Origin of the sequence: Frigoribacterium sp. UYMn621, from assembly GCF_040549525.1 — a bacterium.
Taxonomy (GTDB): Bacteria; Actinomycetota; Actinomycetes; order Actinomycetales; family Microbacteriaceae; genus Lacisediminihabitans.
In genome coordinates this window covers 17,386-38,392 of record NZ_JBEPTM010000002.1, presented here as the reverse complement: position 1 = coordinate 38,392, position 21,007 = coordinate 17,386, and the positions used below count along the sequence as shown (strand labels likewise).

Here is a 21,007-nt window from a genome sequence, read left to right as displayed (position 1 = left end):
GTTGCGGCTGGGAACTGCGCTGTGGTTGATGTCCGGGTGGTCCGCGGTCCTCAGCGGCTCGCCGCGGGGACCCGGCGCCGCCGACGGATGACGAGCTCGGCGATCGTGAGGTTGATCACCCAGGCGGCCGCCATGAACGTCGTTCGAGGCAACTCATTGCCGGGCCCGAAGATGATGGTCTCGGGGATGAGGACGATCGCCTGGGTACCCGCAGCGACGGCGATGGCGTCGGCGCGGGTCATCCACTCCCCGTGTGTGGCGAAGTTGCGGTTCACGATCGCGCGGATGCCGAGGGCGATGCTCGCCACCATCGCCGCCCCGAAAGCCAGGCGAATGACGGTGAGGGGGAGGCCCTCGCCGGCGGGGTGCGGGTAGAAGGCAGCCATCCACATGCCCGACAGCGCGGTGACCAGCCCGGCCGGGATCAGTATGCGCCCGGTGATGCGGTGCCAGCTCCGACCGCGCCGCAGCGCGGGGACGAACTGGAACGCGCCGAGGATGCTGAAGATCGTCACGCTCACGATGTGGGTCGCGACCGGGATCGGCGATTCGAGGAACCGCGCGTTCTTCGCGGTTTCCACGGCGCCGCTGGCAATCTCGTGCAGTCGTACTTCGCCGGCGAGGATCGGGACGAGGGTGAGCAGGATCAGCCCGGCGGGCACCAGCCACTGGCGGCGCGCGCCCGTGGTTCCTCGGCCGGTCGATCTGGCGACGGTTGTGGTCATTTCTCGTTCTCCTTGTGCAACTCGTTGAGGGAAATCAGTGTCACGCCGAGATCACCGATCCGTCTCAGCAGTCCGTGCAGGGCAGCCTGGTCGGTGACCGGGCCGGTGAGGGTCGTTGTTCCGTCGCTGTCGACGGCGAGCGTGAATCCCTCGAACCAGTCGCTCCACCGGTGGTCGAGCTGTCCCTGCAGGCGTATCTCGTACATGACTCAGGCCGTGGGCATCCGGCTCGACCAGAGAGACCACCCCAGCCAGACCATCGCTGCGCCCATGGGCAGCGCGGCCAGGCGTTCCAGGGTGTGCGGCAGCAGCGCGCCGGCGACGGGGGTGATGGCGGCCGCGGCGATCAGCAGGATTCCCGCACCGCGAGACAGCACCCGAGCGCGGATGATCGCGATACCGAACAGCAGCGCACCGCCGATGTAGAGGATGCTGCCGACCAGCGGCACTCCGGCGAGCATCCCGAGGTCATTGACCGCCGGGTAGCGGCCGAACAGTCCGACGATGTCGACAGCCAACTGTGGGGCGTCGACGGCGATGAGCGGGGCGATGAGGGCTTCGGAGAAGTTGAAGGCCGCCTGCAGCACGAAGAACAGTGCGAGCGCCGCGTAGGCGATGAGCCCGAGCAGCCCCAGTTGGCGCACCTGGCGCAGGTAGATTCCGGCGAAGCCGATCAGTGCAAGCACCGCCTCCGCGAAGCTGATGATGTGCACCGTCACCCAGCGTTGGGTGGAGAGTGATTCGACGACATCCAGGGGGTGGATGAACTGGATGACGATGTAGGCGGTTCCGGCAAGCGCGGCGGCCACGGCGGCGGCGCGAGTGAGGGTGGTTGAGGTGATGTTCATAGGGGCAACCTACGAACGCACCTGGTGACCCGGCATCACCACATCTGGTGATAGTCAGAGCACACCCAGTTCGCGCCCCCGCCGCACGGCGGCGGTGCGCCCGTTCACGTCGAGCTTCTCGAAGACGTGCCGGGTGTGGGTGCGGAGCGTGTTCACCGAGACGTAGAGTTCGCGCGCGATCTCGGGGCCGGTGAGTTCTGTGGCGAGCAGTCGCAGCACCTGCAGTTCGCGGTTGCTCAGCCCCTCCCTGGCGCCGCTCGCCTCGCCGGCCGGGCGTCCGGCCAGCGCGCGCAGTTCTCGCACGACCCCGGCCCGGCCACCGCCCTCGGCGGCGAGGAGCAGCCGTTCGAGCAGTCCGGCCGCGCGGGGGTCACCCTGCGCGATCAGTAGCCGCGCCAGAGTGATGTGGGCGTACTCGGTCAGGTAGCTCAGCGCATCCTCCGGGGTCAGGCCGAGAGAATCCGCCCACGCCTGCGCCTCGGGAAGGTGCCCCTGCACGATCAGGATGCGCGCCCTCATGGCCGCGATCGATCGGGCCTCGGCGAAGAAACCCCGGCGATAGTGCCGCTCCGCCGACTCGAGCAGTTCGAGAGCGGCGTCGAGCTCGCCCCTGGCCTGCGCGAGGAGTGCTTTCGCTACGAACCATCGGTGATGGTGTTCACTCGAGAACGCCGCATCACCCAGCGCGGCACCCGCGGCCAGGTGCTCTTCGGCGGCCTCGAGGGCACCGAGCTCGACCAGCACTTCGGCGATTCCGCCGTGGAGATCTGCGGTGGGTGGGCCACCGGCGAGCGTGGTGGTCGCCTCTCGCAAGGCCGCCTCGTACGCGCGGCGCGACTCCGCGAGGCGGCCGAGGGGGATGAGCATGTCGGCGAGCACCATCGTCGTGCTCAGGGCATCGGTCAGGTTGCCGGCGAGACGCAGGCTGCGCGCCGCTTCGCCGAATGCCGTCACGCCGGCCTCGAGATCGCCGGCGGCCCACTTGCCGAGGCCGAGGAGCCCGGCGGCCGCGCCCCGCCCGAGGTGATCGGAGGGGCTCGTGAGTTCGAGGGCGAGGCCGGCGTGCCGGGTGATGCCGGCCAGGTCACCGGTGGCGAGCGCGACGGATGCCCGATACAGACAGATCGTGACCGGGAGCGTGTCGAGTTCCTGGCCGGGCTCCGAGTCGTGCCCGGTCTCGAGGGACCTCTCCGCTCGGACGAGTTTCGCCTCGACGGCGGCGATGTCGCCGGAGACCAGCGAGAACCAGGCGGAGAAGACCCCGAGCACGGGCCGCCGATCGATCGCGTCGTCGGGGAGGAGGGCGAGCCATCCGAGCAGCGTCGCATCCTGCCGGGACTTGCGCACACCCGGAATCGTGGCTTCGATCAGCCGTGCGGCCCGGGAGAAATCGGAGGCCGCCAGAGCATGAGCCACGCCCTCCTCCGGCAGGTCATTGGCCTCGAACCACCCGCTGGCGAGGCTGTGGAGTGCCGCGACATGCTCGGGGCCGCCGGAGAGAAGACGCGCCCGCAGCACGTCCGCGAAGAGGTGGTGGTAGCGGAACCATTCGCGGCGATCATCGAGTTCGACGATGAAGAGGTTCGCCCGTTCGAGGGCGTCGAGCATCTCCTCGCCCCGGCCCTGGCCGCTGACCGCCTCGCAGAGTGGTGCGGTGAACCTCTCGAGAATGGCGGTGTCGCAGAGGAACCGTCGCACGTCGAGGGGCGCCTGCTCCAACACCTCCTCGATCAGATAGTCGATGACGAATCGGTTGCTGCCGGCGAATGCGGCAATGAAGGCGGATGTGTCGGCGCGGTCCCGCATGCTGAGGGCGGCCAGCTGGAGTCCGGCGATCCATCCCTCGGTGCGGGCTTCGAGAGCGGCGACATCGTCGGGCGACAGCGCAAGGCCCATCGCCCGATTGAGGAATCCGGCGGCCTCGTCGGGGGTGAAGCGGAGGTCGGCGGCGCGCAGTTCCGTCAGCTCGCCCCGCGCTCGCAGGCGTGCAATGGGCAGCAGGGGATCGGAGCGGCTCGCAATCGCCAGGTGCGCGGTGGGCGGCAGATGGTCGAGCAGGAAGACCATCGCGTCGCGCACGGAGGGGTCTTCGATGAGGTGGAAGTCGTCGAGCACCAGGAGGATCTCGTGGGCGCTGCCGGCGAGGTCGTTGACGAGTGCCGTCAAGGTCGCTTCGCTCGGCCGTTCGCCCGCCGGGAGTGCCGCACCGATGGCGGCGTCGGCGCTCTGCAGCGCGGCAACGAGGTAGCCGAAGAACCGCACCGGGTCGTTATCACCGGACTCGATCGATAACCAGGCGACCCGCATTCCGGCCTCTGGCCGGCCGATCCTGGCCACCCAATCGCTGAGCACGGTGGTCTTGCCGAACCCGGCCGGGGCGGAGATCAGGGTGAGTTTTGCGCCGGACCGGATGCCCGCATCCAGCCGGTCGACGAGCCGCGGCCGGGCGACGGCCTGCGCCCGCGCCAGGGGCACGAAGAGTTTTGTCGCCAGAACCGGCATCGGCATGTGCTCATGTTAGGGCCGCGGGCTCACCCCCGGGATTCCGTCATTGAGAACCCCGACTGCTGAGTAGCATCCGCAGTTCCTATTGGACAGATGGGCGGCTGGGGAGCACCGTAGAAGTATGGAATACACGCATCTCGGCCGCTCCGGCCTCACCGTCTCCCGCCTCTGCCTCGGAACCATGAATTTCGGCCCTCAGACGACGGAGTCCGACTCTTTCGCCATCATGGACTCGGCGCAGGAATACGGCATCAACTTCTTCGACACGGCGAACGTGTACGGTGGCGAACTGGGCCGCGGCACCACGGAGACGATCCTCGGCAACTGGTTCGAACAGGGCAACGGCCGGCGCGAGCACACGGTTCTCGCCACCAAGCTCTACGGCGACATGACGCAGTGGCCGAACGAGGGCAAGCTCTCGGCGCTCAACATCCGTCGCGCTCTCGATGCGAGCCTCTCGCGGCTGAAGACCGACTACATCGACCTCTACCAGTTTCATCACGTGGATCGGGATACCCCGTGGGACGAGATCTGGCAGGCGATGGAGACGGCCGTCGCGCAGGGCAAGATCCTGTACGCCGGCAGCAGCAACTTCGCGGGATGGCACATCGCCACCGCTCAGGCGGAGGCGCGCCGACGCAACTTCACCGGGCTGGTGAGCGAACAGTCCATCTACAACCTGCTCACGCGCGATATCGAGCTCGAGGTGATCCCCTCCGCCCAGGGAAACGGCCTCGGGATCATCCCGTGGTCGCCGCTCCACGGCGGGCTTCTCGGCGGAGTGGTGCGCAAGGAGCGGGATGGCAAGCGCCGCCTGGAGGGCCGCGCGGCCGAGACGCTCGAGACCCATCGCGAAGCCATCGAGCGCTATGAGGACTTCGCCGAGGAGCTCGGCCATGAGCCGGGGGATGTCGGACTGGCCTGGTTGCTGCACCAGCCCGCGGTGACCGCTCCCATCGTCGGACCGCGCACCATGGACCAGCTGGATGCCGCGGTGCGTGCCCTCGACGTCACCCTCGACGCCGACGCGCTCGCCCGACTCGACGAGATCTTCCCCGGTCGCAAGACCGCGCCGGAAGACTACGCCTGGTAATCCGTTCACCCGAAAAGAGAGACCCACGAACATGAAGACACGAACCATCGGCGATGTACAGGTCAGCGAGATCGGCCTCGGCGGCATGCCCATGTCCATCGAAGGGCGGCCCGATGAGGCTCGCTCCATCGCGACCATCCACGCTGCTCTCGATCTGGGGGTGACGCTCTTCGATACGGCGGATGCCTACCACCTGACCGCGACGGATGTCGGCCACAACGAGTCGCTCATTGCAAAGGCCATCGCCTCCTGGGGAGGGGACACCTCGGCTGTGCTCGTCGCCACCAAGGGTGGCCACCTGCGCCCGGGAGACGGCTCCTGGACCCAGGATGGCCGCCCCGAATACCTGAAGAAGGCGGCGGAGGCCTCGCTGAAGCGGCTCGGTGGCGAGGCGGTCGGCCTCTACCAGTTCCACCGTCCGGACTCCTCGGTGCCCTACGCGGATTCCATCGGCGCCCTCCGCGACCTGCTCGACGCCGGCACCATCCGGCAGGCAGGCATCTCGAACGCGAACCCGGAGCAGATCCGACTCGCGCAGGAGGTGCTCGGCGGCCGGCTCGCCTCGGTGCAGAACCAGTTCTCGCCCGCCTTCCGAAGCAGCGAGCCCGAACTCGAGCTGTGCGATGAACTCGGGATCGCATTCCTGCCGTGGAGTCCGCTCGGAGGCATCACCTCCGCGGCTGCGCTCGGCGACAGGTTCGCGGCGTTCGGAAAGGTGGCGGCCGACCGTGGCATCACCCCGCAGGTCGTGTGCCTCGCCTGGGAGCTGGCGAAGTCGCCCTGGGTGATCCCGATCCCCGGCGCGTCGCGTCCCGAGAGCATCACCAACTCGGTTCAGGCGGCCGAGGTCACCCTGACCGCCGAAGAGCTCTCGATGCTCGACGCGGCCTGAGCGCTCCCCTCGAACATCTGGTCGAGGAATGCGGTGGCGGCCGGACTCGGTTCGTCCGCCATCGCGACGGCGACCGTCCAGTGCGGCACGTTCTCGGGCAGCGGCACGGCGCAGAGGGTGTCCGGACGCTTCGCGGCAAAGCTCGCCGGCACGATCGCCACCCCGAGGTTGTAGCCCACGAGGTCGAGCAGAGGGTGCACGTCATTGACCTCCATTGCGGTGCGGTAGTCGTAGCCCGCCGCCGCGAATGCCCGGCGCGCCAGCACGTGGGCGCCCCACCCGGGTTGGAAGCCGATCATCGGCTGGTCGTGCAGTGACTCGATATCGACCTCGCTGCGTGAGGCGAACGGATGTTCCGGATGACACAGCACCACGAGCTTCTGCGAACTCACCGGGCGCAAGCGCACGCCCTGCGGGGCGGGACCGGTCACCACGACCAGGGCCACATCCCGGAGCCCGCTCGCCACGCTGTCGAGCTGATCGACGGATCCCTCGTAGCGCAGCCGTACCTCGACGCCGGGATTCGCGAGTCGGAATCGCCCGAGTTCGGCAGGAAGGTCGATCGCGCCGATGCAGGGTTCCGCGCCGACGGTGAGGCGCCCACGAACGAGCCCCCGCACCGCCGCGACCGCGTTCTGCGCTGCGGCGGCGCTCGCGAGCGTACGAATCGAGTCGGCGAGCAGCGCCTGGCCGGCGGCGGTGAGCTCGACGCGGCGCGTGCTGCGAACGAACAGCGAGATGCCGAGCTCGGTTTCGAGAGCCCTGATCGACGCGGAGAGGCCCGACTGCGAGATCTGAAGCAGCTCGGCCGCTCGGGTGAAGTGCCTCTCGTCGGCGACGGTGACGAAGTGTTCGAGTTGACGCAATTCCATTCAGCGACCTTAGCAATGAATAGATGCCCGGCCAGAAGCCGATCAGCGCAGAATCATCGATGCGGTGGGCGGGAGGCGCCGGTCATCACCCGGGTCGAGACCAGGCACGGCTGGCGCGCTGGGCCGTCGACGCCTCCTCACCGCGGCGACCGCCCACACGAGAAGCGTGAACCCCCGCTACGCTCGACTGAGGTGAGCCGGGAAGTCTGGTCGGCGCAGCAGGACTGCTGCCAACTTCTGAGGGGACCCCATGCGCGCATCCGATCTTCACGTCAGCCTTCCGATAGTCGCGCGGGAAACCACCGCGTTGGAGGCCGCGCGTGCCATCGCCGCCGATGACCTCGTCGGTCTCGTGATCGCCGATTCGGCCGGAGTTCCCTCGGCGGTGGTCTCCGCGGTCGACGTATTGGGCCTCCTGGTGCCCAGCTATGTGCTCGATGACATGGCGCTGGCCGGGGTGCTCGACGAAGAGGCGGCCGAGGAGGTCTGGGCTAAAGCGGGCCAGAGCACCATCGGGGAGCTGATCGACGACGACCGTGTCCACATCTACGAACTCCTCCGCGTGGATGCGGACGACACGATCCTCGAGGTGGCCGCCCGCATGGCGAATGCCCGGGCGCAGATCGCTCTCATCAAGGGATCGAGCGGGCCCGACGCCCAGTTCGTCACGCTCACCGCCCTGATGGATGCCATCCTCACGTTCTGTGCACCGTCCGACACCTCGCACAACGACGCATGAGCATCCAGGTCATCCTGGCTCTGGCGGTATTCGTCGGCGCCTACGTCCTCATCGCGACCGAGAAGGTGCCCCGCGTCACCGTCGCGCTCGTCGGCGCCGGTCTCATGGTGATCATCGGCGCGACCGATAAGAGGGGGATCTTCTTCTCCCAGGAGAGCGGGATCGACTGGAACGTCATCTTCCTGCTGCTGGGAATGATGATCATCGTCGGCATCCTCCAGCAATCGGGTCTCTTCGAGTTCCTGGCGATCTGGGCCGCGAAACGGGCGAAGGGCCGCCCCTTCGTGATCATGGTCATGCTGGTGCTGATCACCGCCGTGCTGTCCGCGTTCCTCGACAACGTGACGACGGTTCTTCTCATCGCCCCCGTCACCCTCCTGATCTGCGACCGGCTCACGATCTCGCCGATACCCTTTCTCATCGCCGAGGTCATGTCGAGCAACATCGGCGGAACGGCGACGCTGATCGGCGATCCGCCCAACATCATCATTGCCAGCCGGGGCGGCCTCAGCTTCAATGACTTCATCGTCAACGTCGCGCCGATCGTCGTCATCCTGCTCGTCGTGTTCGTCGGACTGTGCTGGCTCATGTTTCGCAAGCAGCTCGGCTTCGACCCGGCGCGGGTCGCGCGGGTGATGGCGCTCAATGAGCGGGAGGCGATCCGCGATGTGCCGCTGCTCGTGAAGTCGCTGAGTGTGTTGGCGCTCGTGATCGCCGGCTTCATCCTGCATTCGCTCGTGAACCTCGAGCCGGCGATCGTCGCGCTGCTCGGGGCCGGGCTGCTCGTGCTCATCACCCGGCTCGAGCCCCGCAAGATCTTCGCGGACGTCGAGTGGCAGACGCTGCTCTTCTTCGCCGGCCTCTTCATCATGGTGGGCGGGCTGGTGAGCCTCGGAGTGATCGAAGCCGTCGGCCAGGCGGCGATCCAGGCCGTGGGCACCAACTACCTCGGTGCGACGGCCGGGCTCCTGTTCGGATCCGCCGTGTTCTCGGGCATCGTGGACAACATCCCCTATGTCGCCACTCTCGCCCCGCTCGTCAACGACCTGGTGCAGGCCGGTGGCCAGCCCGCCCAGCCGCTCTGGTGGGCGCTGACGCTCGGTGCTGACCTCGGGGGAAATGCCACCGCGGTGGGAGCAAGCGCCAACGTGGTCGTGCTCGGCATCGCGATGCGCAACGGGCATCCCATCTCCTTCTGGACCTTCACCAAGTACGGGCTCGTGGTGACCGCCGTCACGGTCACGCTCTGCCTGCCCTACCTCTGGTTGAGGTACTTCGCCTGAGCGGGGGCGGCACACAGGGCTCTGGTCCCCGCGACGCATCGGGGTGACTCCGGAATCGCCGCTGCGGGTGATGCGGCACTTCGAGCGGGCGAGGCGAACGACCCGGTCGTCAGCGCCGCCGCGCCGTCACGACCACGTGTAGCAACGGGAGGGCGGATGCCCCCATCAGCACCCAGCCGAGCGTCTCATCCGTGGGGCGCAGAAGCACCCCGGCGATGAGCAGCGTCGCGAAGACGAGCGCGGAGGCGAGGCGGCTCACGGAGCGCTCGATCGACCGCAGCCGGCGGTCGACCTCCGGGGCCCGCACGGCGACCTGTCCGCGGTCGAGGCGGGTGGCCAGTTCGTCGAGTCGCCGCGGAAGCCGAGCGAGCGTGTTCGCATAGCTCACCGCCTGCTGGCCGATGCCGCGAAGCGCGTTTCCGCTGGTCGAGCTCAGCACGGTGCGCGCGAAGGGGTCGACGGCGTCCCACATGTTGAAGTCCTTGTTCAGCGCGCTCGTCACCCCCGAGATGAGGGAGATGCTCCGCACCAGCAGCAGGAAGTTCTCGGGCAGCTGGAAGGGCAGGGCTCGGATCGTCTCGCCGAATCCCCGCGCGAACTTCTCCAGCTCACGCGGGTCCACGGTCTGCAACTCGGCGACGCCCATGCCGCCGAAACGGTCGAACAGGGCGGTCATGGCCCGCTCGAGTTCGTTGGTGTCCGCCGTCTTGAGCAACACGCCGAGGCGTTCGAGGGCGGCGACCAGGGCGCGACCGTCCCGACCGACCGCCGCGAGGATGAAGTCGCGAAGCCCGCTCCGGAGCGAGTCGGAGATCTCGCCCATCATCCCGAAGTCCACGTAGGTGAGGCGCCAGTCCTCGTCGGTCCCGGGTCTTCCCGGTGTGATGAAGATGTTTCCCGGATGCGGATCCGCGTGGAAGAAGCCGGCAACGAAGATCTGCTGGAAGGTGGACCGCGCGAGCTCCTGCGCGACCTCTGCCGGGTCGATTCCCGCCGCGGTGAGGCCCGCGACATCCGAGATCTTGATCGCGGTCACATCCGACAGCGTGAGCACGCGGAGGGCACTGCGGTCCCACACGATGACGGGCGCGCCGATGCGGGGATCGCTGGCGAAGTCCTCCGCGAAGCGCTCGGCACTCGCGGCCTCGTGAAGGTAGTCGATCTCCTCGAGACTCGTCGCGGCGAACTCCTCCACGAGCGCGGGGGCGTCGGCGCGGTTCGAAACGAGTTTCACGTGGGAGAGCCAGCGGGCCACCCGGCGAAGCGCCGCGAGGTCGACCTCGACGATCTTCTCGATGCCCGGCCGCTGCACCTTCACGACGACGTTCTCGAAACCGACATCGGCGGCGATCCCGGCGGTCAATCGAGCGCGATGAGCCTGGCCGAGGGATGCCGCGGCGATGGGAATCGGCTCGAACGAGGCGTAGGCCTGCTCGAGCGGCATGCCCAGTTCTGTCTCGGCCTGGCGGCGGATGCGCTCGAACAGCTCTGGCTCCACCTCATCCTGCAGCCCCTCGAGCTCCTTGGTTATCTCCGGGGGAAGGATGTCAAGGCGCGACGAAAGGAACTGGCCGACCTTGATCATCAGTCCGCCGAGATCGGCGGCGAGCACATAGAAGCGTCGGGCGATGCGCTGCACCCGCTTGGTGCGGCTGCGGGCCGCGAGTCGGCGAAGGCCGAATCGCGGCAGAACGAGTTCGAACCACCAGGTCTGCGCCAGAGCGGACGCGGAGAACCGCATGATGCGGCGATACCGTGCGCGGTAGGCGGGGTCTATCTGCGATGCAGTGCTGGTGCCGCGATCGGGCGGCATGCCCTCAGTCCTCGGCGAGGATGGAATAGAGCGTGCGGCGCGCCTCGTCGATCGCGGCGACGGCACGCTCCCTCTGCTCGGCGGTGCCGCTCTGCGCGACCTGCGCGGCAGCCTGGGCGAGCTTCGCCCCGGCCTTCGGCAGTGCGGTGTTGCGGTCGGAGTTCCAGGACCGGCGCGGCTCCCAGGGCGTCGGGCCGCTGGAGAACTCGGCGGCGGCTTCCTTGCCCGCCTCGGTGAGGGAATAGACCTTGCGCTCACCGACCTGCTCCGAGCTGACGAGTCCCTCGTCGGAGAGCAGCTGAAGCGTGGGGTAGATGGAGCCGGCGCTCGGCTTCCAGGCCCCGTTGGTGCTCGCCTCGATGGACTGGATGATCTGGTAGCCGTGCATCGGCTCCTTGGCCAGGGCGACGAGGATGGCGGTGCGCACGTCTCCTCGGCCCATCCGGCCGGTCTGCCCCGGCTGCCCGGAGTTCATGTATCCCGCCATGCGGGGGAAGTTCTCGCGGAGGCCGTCGACGGCCTCCCACAGGTCGAAGCCGGAAGAAGATGGGGTGCGCATGATGTGTCCTCTCTGGACGGATGTGGCCGGTGCTGAAGTGCCAGCACCGATATGCCAGTCGCTCACGTCTCAACGATACGTCACGACACATTGTTGACAGCTGTTAATCGGCGCCCGGAAGCTGACCTTCGGCAGCACTCGACAGGGGCCGCAACAGCACGCGGGGGATCTCCCGGTCGGTCTTCCTCTGGTAGCCGGCGTAGTTGGCGTACCGTCCTGCGATGAGGGGCCAGAGTCGGGCTCTGTGCTCGGGATCCGCGATGGTCGCGAGCATCGGTACACGGGGATGACCCTCGATCACGACCTCCACCCGGGGATCGTCCCGAAGGTTGAGAAACCAGGCGGGGTTGCGGTCGTCTCCACCGCGGGAGGCGACCACCACATAGGCATCCCCGTCCCTCGCGGGAGAGGTGAGCATCGTCGTCCGGCGTTCACCGCTCTTTCGGCCGGTGGTCGTGAGCTCGATCACGGGCATCCCGGCGATGTTCCAGCCGGCCCTTCCCCCCCGTGAGGCGCTGCAGGAAGCGGTGGGCGGATTCCATTAGTTTCATCGACCGTGTGCTTGGCATGATCGGAGCCTACTGCGGGCCGTTCGCGAGCGGACCGGGTGTCGCTCGCGACGCTGCCCTCGCTCGCCGTCGGGCGACCGCCAAGCGTTTGACTTCGGGCGGACCGAGGCGTACATTTATACCCCATAGGGGTATAGAGAAGGGTCGCATCATGGTCGGGTACAGCCAGAACAAGGACGATCTCGTCAAGCGGCTGCGACGTGCCGAGGGGCAGGTGCGCGGCATCCAGCGCATGGTCGAGGACGACACCTACTGCATCGATATCCTCACCCAGGTCTCGGCCGCGACCAAGGCACTGGAGACCGTGGCGCTCGCCCTGCTCGATGACCACCTCGCACACTGTGTCGCCGAGGCCGCTCGGGAGGGCGGGCCTGTCGCCGACGAGAAGATCAAGGAAGCCTCGGCCGCCATCGCGCGACTCGTGCGCTCCTGAACGACCAGAGACCACCGAGCGGAAACTGAGGATTTCACCATGCCAGAACACACGAATATCGAACAGCACTACCTGGTCGAGGGGATGACCTGCAACCACTGTGTCGCCAGTGTCACGGAGGAGGTCTCCGAACTCTCCGGCGTCGAGAGCGTGACGGTCGACCTCAGGGTGGGTGGAGCCTCGGATGTCACCGTCGTGAGTTCGGCCCCGGTGCCGCTCGAGGGCATCCGGGCCGCCATCACCGAAGCAGGATACCTGCTGGTCTCGGCGTAGTCATGGCCGGCACCGAGCTGCAGGACCTGAACTTCGACATCGGGGGCATGACCTGCGCCTCCTGCGCCACTCGCATCGAGCGAAAGCTCAACCGCATCGAGGGCGTGTCGGCCACCGTCAACTACGCCACCGAGAAAGCCCACGTGGAGACGGGAGGGGCGGATGCCGCCACTCTCATCGCCGCGGTCGAAGCGGCCGGCTACACCGCCACCCTCCCGGTGTCGGTCGTGGCCGAGGAGCAGGCCGCACCGCCGGTCGATCGCGACGCCGCAGAGCTGCGTCGACGCCTCATCATCTCCGCGAGCCTCGCCATTCCGGTCGTATTGCTCTCCATGATCCCGGCCCTGCAGTTCACCAACTGGCAGTGGCTCGCCCTCACCCTTTCGGCACCGATCGTGGTCTGGGGCGCCTGGCCGTTCCACCGCGTCGCCGTTCTCAACGCGCGGCACGGATCGGCTTCGATGGACTCCCTGGTGAGCGTCGGGGTCATCGCCGCCTTCGCGTGGTCGCTCTACGCGCTGTTCTTCGGCAGCGCCGGCGAACCCGGCATGCACATGACCTTCCAGCTGGTGAATACGCGCTCGGGCGCCAGCGAGATCTACCTCGAGGTCGCCTCCGCGGTGACCGTCTTCATCCTCGGCGGCCGGTACATCGAGGCACGGGCGAAGCGGGAATCCGGAGCGGCACTCAAGGCGCTGCTGCGCCTCGGGGCGAAGGATGCCACGCTCCTCCGCGGGGGAGTGGAGACCCGCGTCGCCGTCTCGACCCTGGTGCCCGGCGACAGCTTCGTCGTGCGCCCGGGGGAGAAGATCGCCGCCGACGGTCTCGTGACCGAGGGGGCATCCGCCGTCGATCGCAGCATGATCACCGGAGAATCTGTGCCCGTCGAGGTCTCGGCGGGCGATCGGGTCGTCGGAGCGACGGTCAACGTCGGTGGACGACTCGTGGTGGAGGTGACCCGGGTGGGCGCCGACACCGAGCTCGCCCGCATCGGCCGCCTGGTCGAAGATGCGCAGAGCGGCAAAGCCAAGGCGCAGCGGCTCGCCGACCGGGTCTCCGCGATCTTCGTGCCGGTGGTGTTCGGGCTCGCCCTCATCACCTTCGTGGGGTGGCTGCTCTTCGGCGGCTCGCTCGAGGCGGCCTTCACTGCCGCGGTGGCGACGCTGATCATCGCCTGCCCGTGTGCGCTCGGACTCGCGACCCCCACTGCCCTGCTCGTCGGTACCGGCCGTGGGTCTCAACTCGGCATCCTCATCCGCGGACCGCAGGTGCTCGAGCAGACCCGCACCGTCGACACCATCGTGCTCGATAAGACCGGCACGATCACCACCGGCACCATGGCGGTCGTCTCGGTGGAGCCCCTCGGTGCCACGTCCCGGGCCGAACTGCTCGGCGCCGCTTCCTCCGTCGAGAGCGGGTCAGAGCATCCGGTTGCGCGGGCGATCGTCGCGCTGGCTACAGCCGAGGGCATCCCTCCCGGCGAACCGGCATCGTTCAGCGCGCAGGCCGGGCAGGGTGTGCAGGCGGTCGTGGATGGCCGACTCATTCTCGCCGGACGGGCCTCGTGGCTCGCCGACTCCTGGTCCATCGCGCTGTCGAGCGCCGCATCCGCCGCCGTGCACTCGGGCGAGGACGCCGCCGCCACCGTGATCGCCGTGGCCTGGGATGGCGAGCTGCGCGGCATCATCACCGTGCGGGATGCCGTGAAGCCGACGAGCGCGGAAGCCATAGCGCGGTTCCGCGCGCTGGGTCTTCGCCCGGTGCTCCTCACCGGGGACAATGCCGGATCCGCTCGTACCGTCGCCGCAGAGGTGGGCATCGACGAGGTGCATGCCGGAGTGACCCCCCAGGGCAAGCTCGACCTGATCCACGCCCTTCAGGCAGACGGTCGGGTGGTGGCGATGGTCGGCGATGGGGTCAACGACTCCGCGGCGCTCGCGGCGGCAGACCTCGGAATAGCCATGGGCGGCGGAACGGATGCGGCCATCGCCGCCAGCGACATCACGATTGTCAGTGGTGACCTTCTCGTCGTGGCCGACGCGGTGCGACTCGCACGCCGCACTCTCGGCACGATCAAGGGCAACCTGTTCTGGGCCTTCGCCTATAACGTCGCTGCGCTGCCGATCGCGATGCTCGGCCTGCTCAACCCACTGCTCGCCGGAGCGGCGATGGCGTTCTCCTCGGTCTTCGTCGTGACGAACAGCCTGAGGCTGCGCAGTTTCGCGCCCGCGGACAGGGCCGCGACTACCCGGCGCGGTGCGAACTCGTGAACTGCCGCCCGGTGATCGACGACGCGGTGATGCGCACGTAGTTCCACTTCTCCGTCGGCATGAGCGAGTGAAGGCGGAGAACGCCCGATGCCTCGATCTCCTCGTCGGAGCCGAGGCGCACGGCTGTGCCCTTGACGACCACACTCCAGCGTCGCCGGCGGTGCGTGCCATCCGTCTCCAGGGCGACGATCGGATGGGTCGTGAGGTCCATGAGCTTGGAGCCGGGAGCGCTGCGGAAGAAGATCACCCGATCCGCCACCACGTAGTTGATGGGAAAGATGTCGACACCGCCCTCGGTCGAGACCGCGAGCCGGCCGAGATCGGCGGAGGCCAACAGATGCCAGCTGGCTTCGTCGCCGAGCACGTCGACGGGGGATTCGGGGGAATCTGGCATGGGGGCTCCTCACGGTCAGGGAAGGCATCCAGTCCACCAGTGCCGGCAGCCGGTCCTCGGGTCGAAAGTCCCGAATGTGCTCGACAGGCTCTACGCTCGAACGTGATGACTACGGCAATCCCCACCCCTTACGAAGACCTCTTGCGCGACACCCTCGCGAACGGCGCGCAGAAGTCCGATCGCACCGGTACCGGCACGCGCAGCGTGTTCGGTCGGCAGTTGCGCTTCGACCTGGCGGAGGGCTTCCCGCTCATCACGACCAAGCGGGTGCACTTCCGATCCATCGCCTACGAACTGCTCTGGTTTCTGCGAGGAGACGGCAATGCCCGCTGGCTGCAGGACAACCGGGTGACCATCTGGGACGAATGGGCGGATGCCGACGGCGACCTCGGTCCCGTCTACGGGGTGCAGTGGCGATCCTGGCCCACTCGAGACGGCGGCACGATCGACCAGATCGCCGAGGTGATCCAGGCGATCAAGACGAACCCCGACTCTCGGCGGCTGATCGTGTCCGCGTGGAACGTGGCGGACATCCCGAGCATGGCGCTCGCCCCCTGTCACCTGCTGTTCCAGTTCTACGTCGCCGACGGCAAGCTGAGCTGCCAGTTGTACCAGCGCAGTGCCGACCTCTTCCTCGGGGTGCCGTTCAACATCGCGAGCTATGCGCTGCTCACCCACCTGATCGCCGCGCAGGCCGGTCTCGGCGTCGGCGAGTTCATCTGGACCGGCGGGGACTGCCACATCTACGACAACCACGTCGATCAGGTGACGGAACAGCTCACGCGGGACCCGTTCCCCGCGCCGACCCTGCGCCTCGCAGCGCGGGACAGCATCGACGACTACGGGTTCGACGATTTCGAGGTCCTCGACTACCAGCACCATCCCGCCATCAAGGCGCCCGTCGCGGTCTGACCGTCCCGCAGCGGCTGGCCGGCTGCGCGTCCCTCGGCGAGAATCATCGCCGGGTCGGGCAGGGCGCGGTGGCCGCACCTACAGCCGGATGAAGATCGGGTGGCCCCAGATCGGGCGGTGCGAGACATCGGTGCCGGGCTTCGGCGCATCGATGATGCCACCGTGACCGTCGTAGAAGCCGATGTGCTGGTGCGAGTAGTAGACGAGATCGCCCATCACGGCTTCCGACTCGGGGATGGCCGTGCCCTTGCTGGCCTCGACCACGGCATCCCCCGGGAGGGAGACGCCGAACTTGTCGTAGACGTAGCGCACGAAGGTGTCGCAACTGAACCCGGTGCTCGGCGAATTGCCGCCGGCGATATAGGGCACCATTCCGACGAATTGAAGCGCGTACTGCACGACTGCCTCACCGCCTCCTCCGAGGTCCGGCGGGTTGATGTGCATGCTCGCCCCGACCGACAGCGGAGTGGCAGGCTTCGCGCCACCGGCATAGACACCGGCGGCGGTCTGAACCGCCGCGGCGTAGAACACCGTGCTCGTGTCGCGGGTCACCGGGGTCTCGGCGACCGCGGCGCTCACGCGCAACTGCTGTGCCCTCGACTGCTGTGCCTTCGACTGCTGTGCCTTCGACTGCTGGGACTGCTGGATGAAGTCTGCGACAGCATTCGACGACGACGCTGCAGAGGGTGCGGCGGTCGCCGCTGCTGAGACCGCCGGAATGGCCATGGTCGCGGCCATCCCCATCGCCATGACCATGGCGCCGGCGGTGCCGGCAGCACGCCTCAGCGACAGGGTCGATCGACGAGAGGGCGCCCGGAGGGAATGTCTGCCGAGATGTGAAGCCAAGGGTGGGGGAGATCCAAATCGCTAGCGTTATCGGGTTGTGACCTACGGCCACGATAGCCCATGGCCCCCGAGTCGGGGTCAACACGCTCAGGCGGTGCGGCGACCGAGAGCGCGACTGAGCACGAGAATCACCAGGGCGAGCACCGGCATGATGATGAGTGCGACCCTCAGGGAGGCGACATCGGCGACGAATCCGACCAGCGGCGGCGACAGGAAGAGCCCGATCCTGATCGTCGTGGTCACCCAGGTGAGCCCCGTGCCCGGCGCAAGGCCGGGCAGCGCCTCTGCGGTACGGATCGCCCCGGGAATCAGTGTGCCGATGCCGGCCCCCACCAGGCCGAAGGCCACGATCGTGGTGACGGCCGTGGGAAAGATGAGCGCGACGGACATCCCGACGAGGCCGAGGGAGGCACCGACTCGCGCCACGGCCCGGTCGCCGAACCGCGTCACCAGGAAGTCGCCGGCGAATCGACCGACGGTCTGCGCGCCCTGGAGGGCGATGAATCCGAAGCCGGCGACCACGGCACCGGTACCGAGCGAGTCACGCAGGTAGACCGCGCTCCAGGTGGACGTGACATCCTCCAGCATGTTCGCGGCCGCCGCGACGAGGCCGAGGGCAACCAGAAGCCGTGCGAGGCCGAGGCGAGCCCGTCGCGCCTGCGGCACAGCGGAGATCGTCGCCTCCGCGAGGTCCGAGCCCGCGAGCATCCACCGGCCGGCCAGGAGGGCGAGCACGATGAAGACAACGGCCGCAGAGGCGAAGTGCCAGACCAGAGGGATGCGCGCGCCGGCCGCGAGCGCTCCCATCACACCGCCGATCACGGCTCCGACGCTCCAGAGGGCGTGCATCGAGTTGAGGATGGAGGTGCCGTACTGGCGCTCCACCCGCAATCCGTGGGCGTTGTTCGCAATGTCCGCGATCGAATCGAGAGTGCCGGCGATGAAGAGGCCGGCGGCGAACAGCCACCAGACCGGCGCGGCCCCGATCAGCACGAGGTTGAGCGAGAGCAGCAGCACCGCGAGCGGTCCGATCCGCGCAGAGGTCCACCGCCGAATCACCGCACCACCGAGAGTGCCGGCGACCAGGGCGCCGAGTGGATAGGCGGCCACCGCGATACCGAATTGCCCGTTGGAGAGGTCGAGGGCGGCCTTGATGTCGGGAAACCGCGGCACGATGTTCGCGAAGGCCGCGCCGTTCAGCAGGAAGAGGGCGGAGACGGCGATTCGCGCTTTCCGCCGGGGTTCGAGCATCCCCCCATGATGGTGCACGCCGGCACCGATCCGCGGTGCCTCATCCAGTAGTTTTGAGGGGTGAGCGAAACCACCACAGTCCTCGAATCCCAGTACGCCGAACTCCGCGCGAAGAAGCTCTCGCTCGACCTCACCCGGGGCAAGCCGTCACCCGCCCAGCTCGACCTGTCGAACGCCCTTCTCTCGCTGCCGGGCGAGGGCGATTACCGTGACGCTGCCGGTGTCGACCTGCGCAACTACGGCGGACCCGACGGACTCATCGAACTGCGTGAGATCTTCTCCGAGCTGCTCGCCATCCCCGTCGCCCAGCTGCTCGCGTCGGGCAACGCGAGCCTCGCGGTCATGCACGACACGATCGTCACCGCGCTCCTTCACGGGGTGTCCGGCGGCGCCGGACCGTGGCGCGACGTGCAGGGGCTCAGCTTCCTCTGCCCGGTTCCCGGCTATGACCGCCACTTCGCGATCTGCGAGGCCCTCGGCATTCGCATGATCCCGGTGCCGTTCATCGACGGCGCGCTCGACCTGGAGACCATCCGTCGTCTGGTCGCCGCTGATGCGGGCATCCGCGGAATGTGGGCGGTGCCGATGTACGCGAACCCCACCGGCACGAGCTTCAGCGTGGAGGAGGTCGAGGCGCTCGTGAGCATGCCGACCGCCGCCCCCGATTTCCGCCTGTTCTGGGACAACGCCTATGCGGTGCACCATCTCACCGACGATGAGCCGGCCGTGATCGACGTGCTCGCAGCAGCCGAAGCCGCGGGCAATGCCGATCGCCCCTTCGTGTTCGCGTCGACGTCGAAGATCACCTTCCCGGGAGCCGGAGTCTCCTTCTTCGGGGCGTCAGCGAGCAACATCGCGTGGAAGAAGCACCACACGGCCGTGCAGACGATCGGCCCCGACAAGATCAACCAGCTTCGCCACGTGCGGATGCTCGGGGACGCCGACGGCGTGCGTCGCCTCATGCGCGCCCACCGCGCGATCGTCGAGCCCCGCTTTGCGGCGGTGCTCGAGATCCTCGGGCGTCGGCTCACCGGCGTCGCAACCTGGACCACCCCGACCGGCGGATACTTCGTGAGCCTCGATGTTCCGCACGGCGCCGCCTCCGCGGCGGTCGCGCTCGCCGGCCAGATCGGCGTCGCGGTGACGCCAGCGGGCTCGAGCTTCCCCTACGGCGACGACCCCGACGATACGAACATCCGCATCGCGCCGACCTTCCCGTCGCAGTCCGACCTCGAAGCCGCGATCGACGCGCTCTGCACCTGTGTGCTGCTCGCCGTCGAGCGGATGTCGGCGCCGCGGGTCGAGTAGCCCGGCACGTCAGCCCGCCCTCCTCGACCGGCGGCGGGCGTCAGCGGTGCGCGTCGAACCGGGCAAGGGCGTCCGCGTCGCGCGAGTACGTCGCCGAGCTGCGGGCGCTGTCGAGGGCGGCGACCGGGTCGGACTGCGCCTCGGCCACCTCGAGAAGTCTCTGCGCTTCGGCCAGTCGGGAGCGGGCATCCGCTCCGACGCCTCCTCGACGGCTCGCGATGAAGTCCTGCGTCGCCGCGATCTGGCTCCGAGCACTCACCAGCACTCCGGCGAGGGCCGCACCGGCGTGTTCGAGCCGCTGGCTCTGGTTTCGGGCGTGTGCGAGCGCGCTGTCGAGCCCAGCCACGGCTCCCTCGAGTCGGGCGAGGGATGCGGCGGGGTCCCTGCTGTCGAGTGACCCGAGCACGGACTCGAGTGCTGTCACGGCGCTTCCGATCGCCGCACCGGAGCTCGGATCCGGAGCGGAATCCCGTGCGACCCGAGCCTCGGCGAGATCGACCCTGCTCTGGTTCGCGAGGTGATCGAGCCGATCGGACTGCTCGGCGAGAGTGGCTCCGAGAGCGTCAACTGCATCCAGCAGCCTCAGTGCCGTGGTTGCGCTGGCCCGCGCGTCCTGCACGCGATCGGCGACATCGGTCGCCAGCGGGTCGGCGAGGCGCGCATTCGCGGCTTCCGCGCCCTGGCCCGCGGTCGTGAGCAGCTCCCGGGCCTCGGCGACATTGCCGGCGACGGGGGCAATCGCGTCGGGGGAGTAGCGACCGCCGAGCACCGAGAGGGTGCTCTCCACGGTGGGCACCCGCATCGAGGTGGCGACCACGAGCATCCGGACCTTGGCCAGCTCGGAGGGAGCATCGGTCTCCCGTCGGCGCAGGGCGTCGAAAGCCGCCGCCTCATCGGTGAGCGCCTTGTGCGAGGTCTCGCAGAGATGGATGATGCGGGCGTTCCATTCACGCTGCTGCGTCGCCGTACCGGGCGGGGAGTCATCGAGTCGATGCTTCAACCGGAATGATTCGGTGAGGTCGCGCCGGGCAGACGTGAGGGCCTCGGCGAAGCTGCGGGAACGCTCCTCGCCGAACTGTGCGACGGCGAATCCGAGGTTGTCGTCGGCCTCGACGACCGCGTCATCCAGTCGCACGAGCAGGATGTTCGCGCGGGTGGCGAGGTCCGTCTCGCTCGCGGGAGGGCCGGGCACCCGGGCTGGCGCGAGCTCCGCCCGGCGCCGGCGCCGGCGCAGGATGGTGAATCCGACGATCACGACGATCGCGAAGAGGACCACAATGGTTACAAGCGCTGTCGTCACGGCCTGGACGAGGTCTGACGAAGCGGCGCGGATTGCCAGGAAGAGCATGGCCGGTATCTTACGTTTCGCGCCCGGTGGCGAGCAGTGCGCAAACCCGGCGCGCGACGAAACTCCCCGCTATC

The 21,007-nt window shown here is 68.2% G+C and carries 20 protein-coding genes and 1 pseudogene; 9 read left to right on the top strand and 12 right to left on the bottom strand.

The annotated features are described in order from the left end of the window. Positions 1-50: 50 nt before the first annotated feature. The 4 genes from ABIB54_RS04175 to ABIB54_RS04160 are packed head-to-tail and all read right to left on the bottom strand — an operon-like array spanning position 51 to position 4,081. The gene (locus ABIB54_RS04175; protein WP_354574282.1) at positions 51-725 is read right to left on the bottom strand and encodes a DUF2306 domain-containing protein; all 675 of its coding nucleotides are present in this window, start codon (positions 723-725) and stop codon (positions 51-53) included. Continuing rightward, positions 722-931, bottom strand: coding sequence for a DUF8691 family protein (locus ABIB54_RS04170; protein ID WP_354574281.1), 210 nt, complete (start codon positions 929-931; stop codon positions 722-724). Before ABIB54_RS04170 ends, ABIB54_RS04175 begins: the two co-directional genes overlap by 4 nt. Before the next feature lie 3 nt (positions 932-934). After that, a complete protein-coding gene (locus ABIB54_RS04165; protein ID WP_354574280.1) occupies positions 935-1,573 on the bottom strand; it encodes a hypothetical protein in 639 nt (212 codons plus the stop codon). Between the two features lie 54 nt (positions 1,574-1,627). Next, positions 1,628-4,081 (bottom strand): winged helix-turn-helix domain-containing protein, encoded by a 2,454-nt coding sequence (locus ABIB54_RS04160; protein WP_354574279.1) that lies wholly within the window; start codon positions 4,079-4,081, stop codon positions 1,628-1,630. A gap of 118 nt (positions 4,082-4,199) precedes the next feature. Between ABIB54_RS04160 and ABIB54_RS04155 the strand changes: the two genes are divergently transcribed. Together ABIB54_RS04155 and ABIB54_RS04150 are read left to right on the top strand one after the other, a co-directional pair. Then, positions 4,200-5,171 carry an aldo/keto reductase gene (locus ABIB54_RS04155; protein WP_354574278.1) on the top strand — a complete coding sequence of 324 codons (972 nt, stop codon included), beginning with the start codon at positions 4,200-4,202 and terminating at the stop codon, positions 5,169-5,171. Between the two features lie 31 nt (positions 5,172-5,202). Then, positions 5,203-6,063, top strand: a complete 861-nt coding sequence (locus ABIB54_RS04150) for an aldo/keto reductase (RefSeq protein ID WP_354574277.1) — start codon at positions 5,203-5,205, stop codon at positions 6,061-6,063. Here ABIB54_RS04150 and ABIB54_RS04145 read toward each other — a convergent pair. Then, on the bottom strand, positions 6,006-6,935 hold the full coding sequence (locus ABIB54_RS04145) for a LysR family transcriptional regulator (RefSeq protein WP_354574276.1): 930 nt from the start codon (positions 6,933-6,935) through the stop codon (positions 6,006-6,008). The genes ABIB54_RS04150 and ABIB54_RS04145 overlap by 58 nt on opposite strands. 250 nt (positions 6,936-7,185) lie before the next feature. On the opposite strand from ABIB54_RS04145, the gene ABIB54_RS04140 reads away from it, so the two are divergent. Together ABIB54_RS04140 and ABIB54_RS04135 are read left to right on the top strand one after the other, a co-directional pair. Next, on the top strand, positions 7,186-7,674 hold the full coding sequence (locus ABIB54_RS04140) for a CBS domain-containing protein (RefSeq protein ID WP_354574275.1): 489 nt from the start codon (positions 7,186-7,188) through the stop codon (positions 7,672-7,674). After that, positions 7,671-8,957, top strand: coding sequence for an ArsB/NhaD family transporter (locus tag ABIB54_RS04135; RefSeq protein WP_354574274.1), 1,287 nt, complete (start codon positions 7,671-7,673; stop codon positions 8,955-8,957). The genes ABIB54_RS04140 and ABIB54_RS04135 overlap by 4 nt, the downstream gene beginning before the upstream one ends. Positions 8,958-9,066: 109 nt before the next feature. On the opposite strand, the gene ABIB54_RS04130 is transcribed toward ABIB54_RS04135, so the two are convergent. The 3 genes and pseudogenes from ABIB54_RS04130 to ABIB54_RS04120 all read right to left on the bottom strand — a co-directional run. Then, on the bottom strand, positions 9,067-10,770 hold the full coding sequence (locus ABIB54_RS04130; protein ID WP_354574273.1) for an ABC1 kinase family protein: 1,704 nt from the start codon (positions 10,768-10,770) through the stop codon (positions 9,067-9,069). A 4-nt stretch (positions 10,771-10,774) separates the two neighbouring features. After that, on the bottom strand, positions 10,775-11,329 hold the full coding sequence (locus tag ABIB54_RS04125; RefSeq protein ID WP_354574272.1) for a PadR family transcriptional regulator: 555 nt from the start codon (positions 11,327-11,329) through the stop codon (positions 10,775-10,777). A 103-nt stretch (positions 11,330-11,432) separates the two neighbouring features. Further along, a pseudogene (locus ABIB54_RS04120) lies at positions 11,433-11,828 on the bottom strand (nitroreductase/quinone reductase family protein); the annotation flags it as partial. Between the two features lie 221 nt (positions 11,829-12,049). On the opposite strand from ABIB54_RS04120, the gene ABIB54_RS04115 reads away from it, so the two are divergent. From ABIB54_RS04115 to ABIB54_RS04105, 3 genes are read left to right on the top strand one after another with little or no spacing between them, the layout of a single operon-like run. After that, positions 12,050-12,331, top strand: coding sequence for a metal-sensitive transcriptional regulator (locus tag ABIB54_RS04115; RefSeq protein WP_354574271.1), 282 nt, complete (start codon positions 12,050-12,052; stop codon positions 12,329-12,331). Positions 12,332-12,370: 39 nt separating this feature from the next. Further along, entirely contained in the window at positions 12,371-12,604 is a 234-nt protein-coding gene (locus ABIB54_RS04110; RefSeq protein ID WP_354574270.1) for a heavy-metal-associated domain-containing protein, read from the top strand. A gap of 2 nt (positions 12,605-12,606) precedes the next feature. Continuing rightward, the gene (locus tag ABIB54_RS04105; RefSeq protein ID WP_354574269.1) at positions 12,607-14,874 is read left to right on the top strand and encodes a heavy metal translocating P-type ATPase; all 2,268 of its coding nucleotides are present in this window, start codon (positions 12,607-12,609) and stop codon (positions 14,872-14,874) included. Here ABIB54_RS04105 and ABIB54_RS04100 read toward each other — a convergent pair. Then, positions 14,849-15,268: a pyridoxamine 5'-phosphate oxidase family protein gene (locus ABIB54_RS04100; protein ID WP_354574268.1), complete on the bottom strand. Its 420-nt coding sequence runs from the start codon at positions 15,266-15,268 to the stop codon at positions 14,849-14,851. The genes ABIB54_RS04105 and ABIB54_RS04100 overlap by 26 nt on opposite strands. A gap of 105 nt (positions 15,269-15,373) precedes the next feature. Between ABIB54_RS04100 and ABIB54_RS04095 the strand changes: the two genes are divergently transcribed. Then, positions 15,374-16,180, top strand: a complete 807-nt coding sequence (locus ABIB54_RS04095) for a thymidylate synthase (protein ID WP_354574267.1) — start codon at positions 15,374-15,376, stop codon at positions 16,178-16,180. Positions 16,181-16,258: 78 nt separating this feature from the next. Here ABIB54_RS04095 and ABIB54_RS04090 read toward each other — a convergent pair whose 3' ends face one another. Then, positions 16,259-17,026, bottom strand: a complete 768-nt coding sequence (locus tag ABIB54_RS04090; protein WP_354574266.1) for a C40 family peptidase — start codon at positions 17,024-17,026, stop codon at positions 16,259-16,261. Between the two features lie 87 nt (positions 17,027-17,113). Continuing rightward, a complete protein-coding gene (locus ABIB54_RS04085; RefSeq protein ID WP_354574265.1) occupies positions 17,114-18,277 on the bottom strand; it encodes an MFS transporter in 1,164 nt (387 codons plus the stop codon). A 60-nt stretch (positions 18,278-18,337) separates the two neighbouring features. Here ABIB54_RS04085 and ABIB54_RS04080 point away from each other — a divergent pair, with 60 nt between their 5' ends. Then, entirely contained in the window at positions 18,338-19,585 is a 1,248-nt protein-coding gene (locus ABIB54_RS04080; RefSeq protein WP_354574264.1) for an aspartate aminotransferase type Ic, read from the top strand. A gap of 40 nt (positions 19,586-19,625) precedes the next feature. On the opposite strand, the gene ABIB54_RS04075 is transcribed toward ABIB54_RS04080, so the two are convergent. Then, positions 19,626-20,933 carry a hypothetical protein gene (locus tag ABIB54_RS04075; RefSeq protein ID WP_354574263.1) on the bottom strand — a complete coding sequence of 436 codons (1,308 nt, stop codon included), beginning with the start codon at positions 20,931-20,933 and terminating at the stop codon, positions 19,626-19,628. Positions 20,934-21,007: the final 74 nt, after the last annotated feature.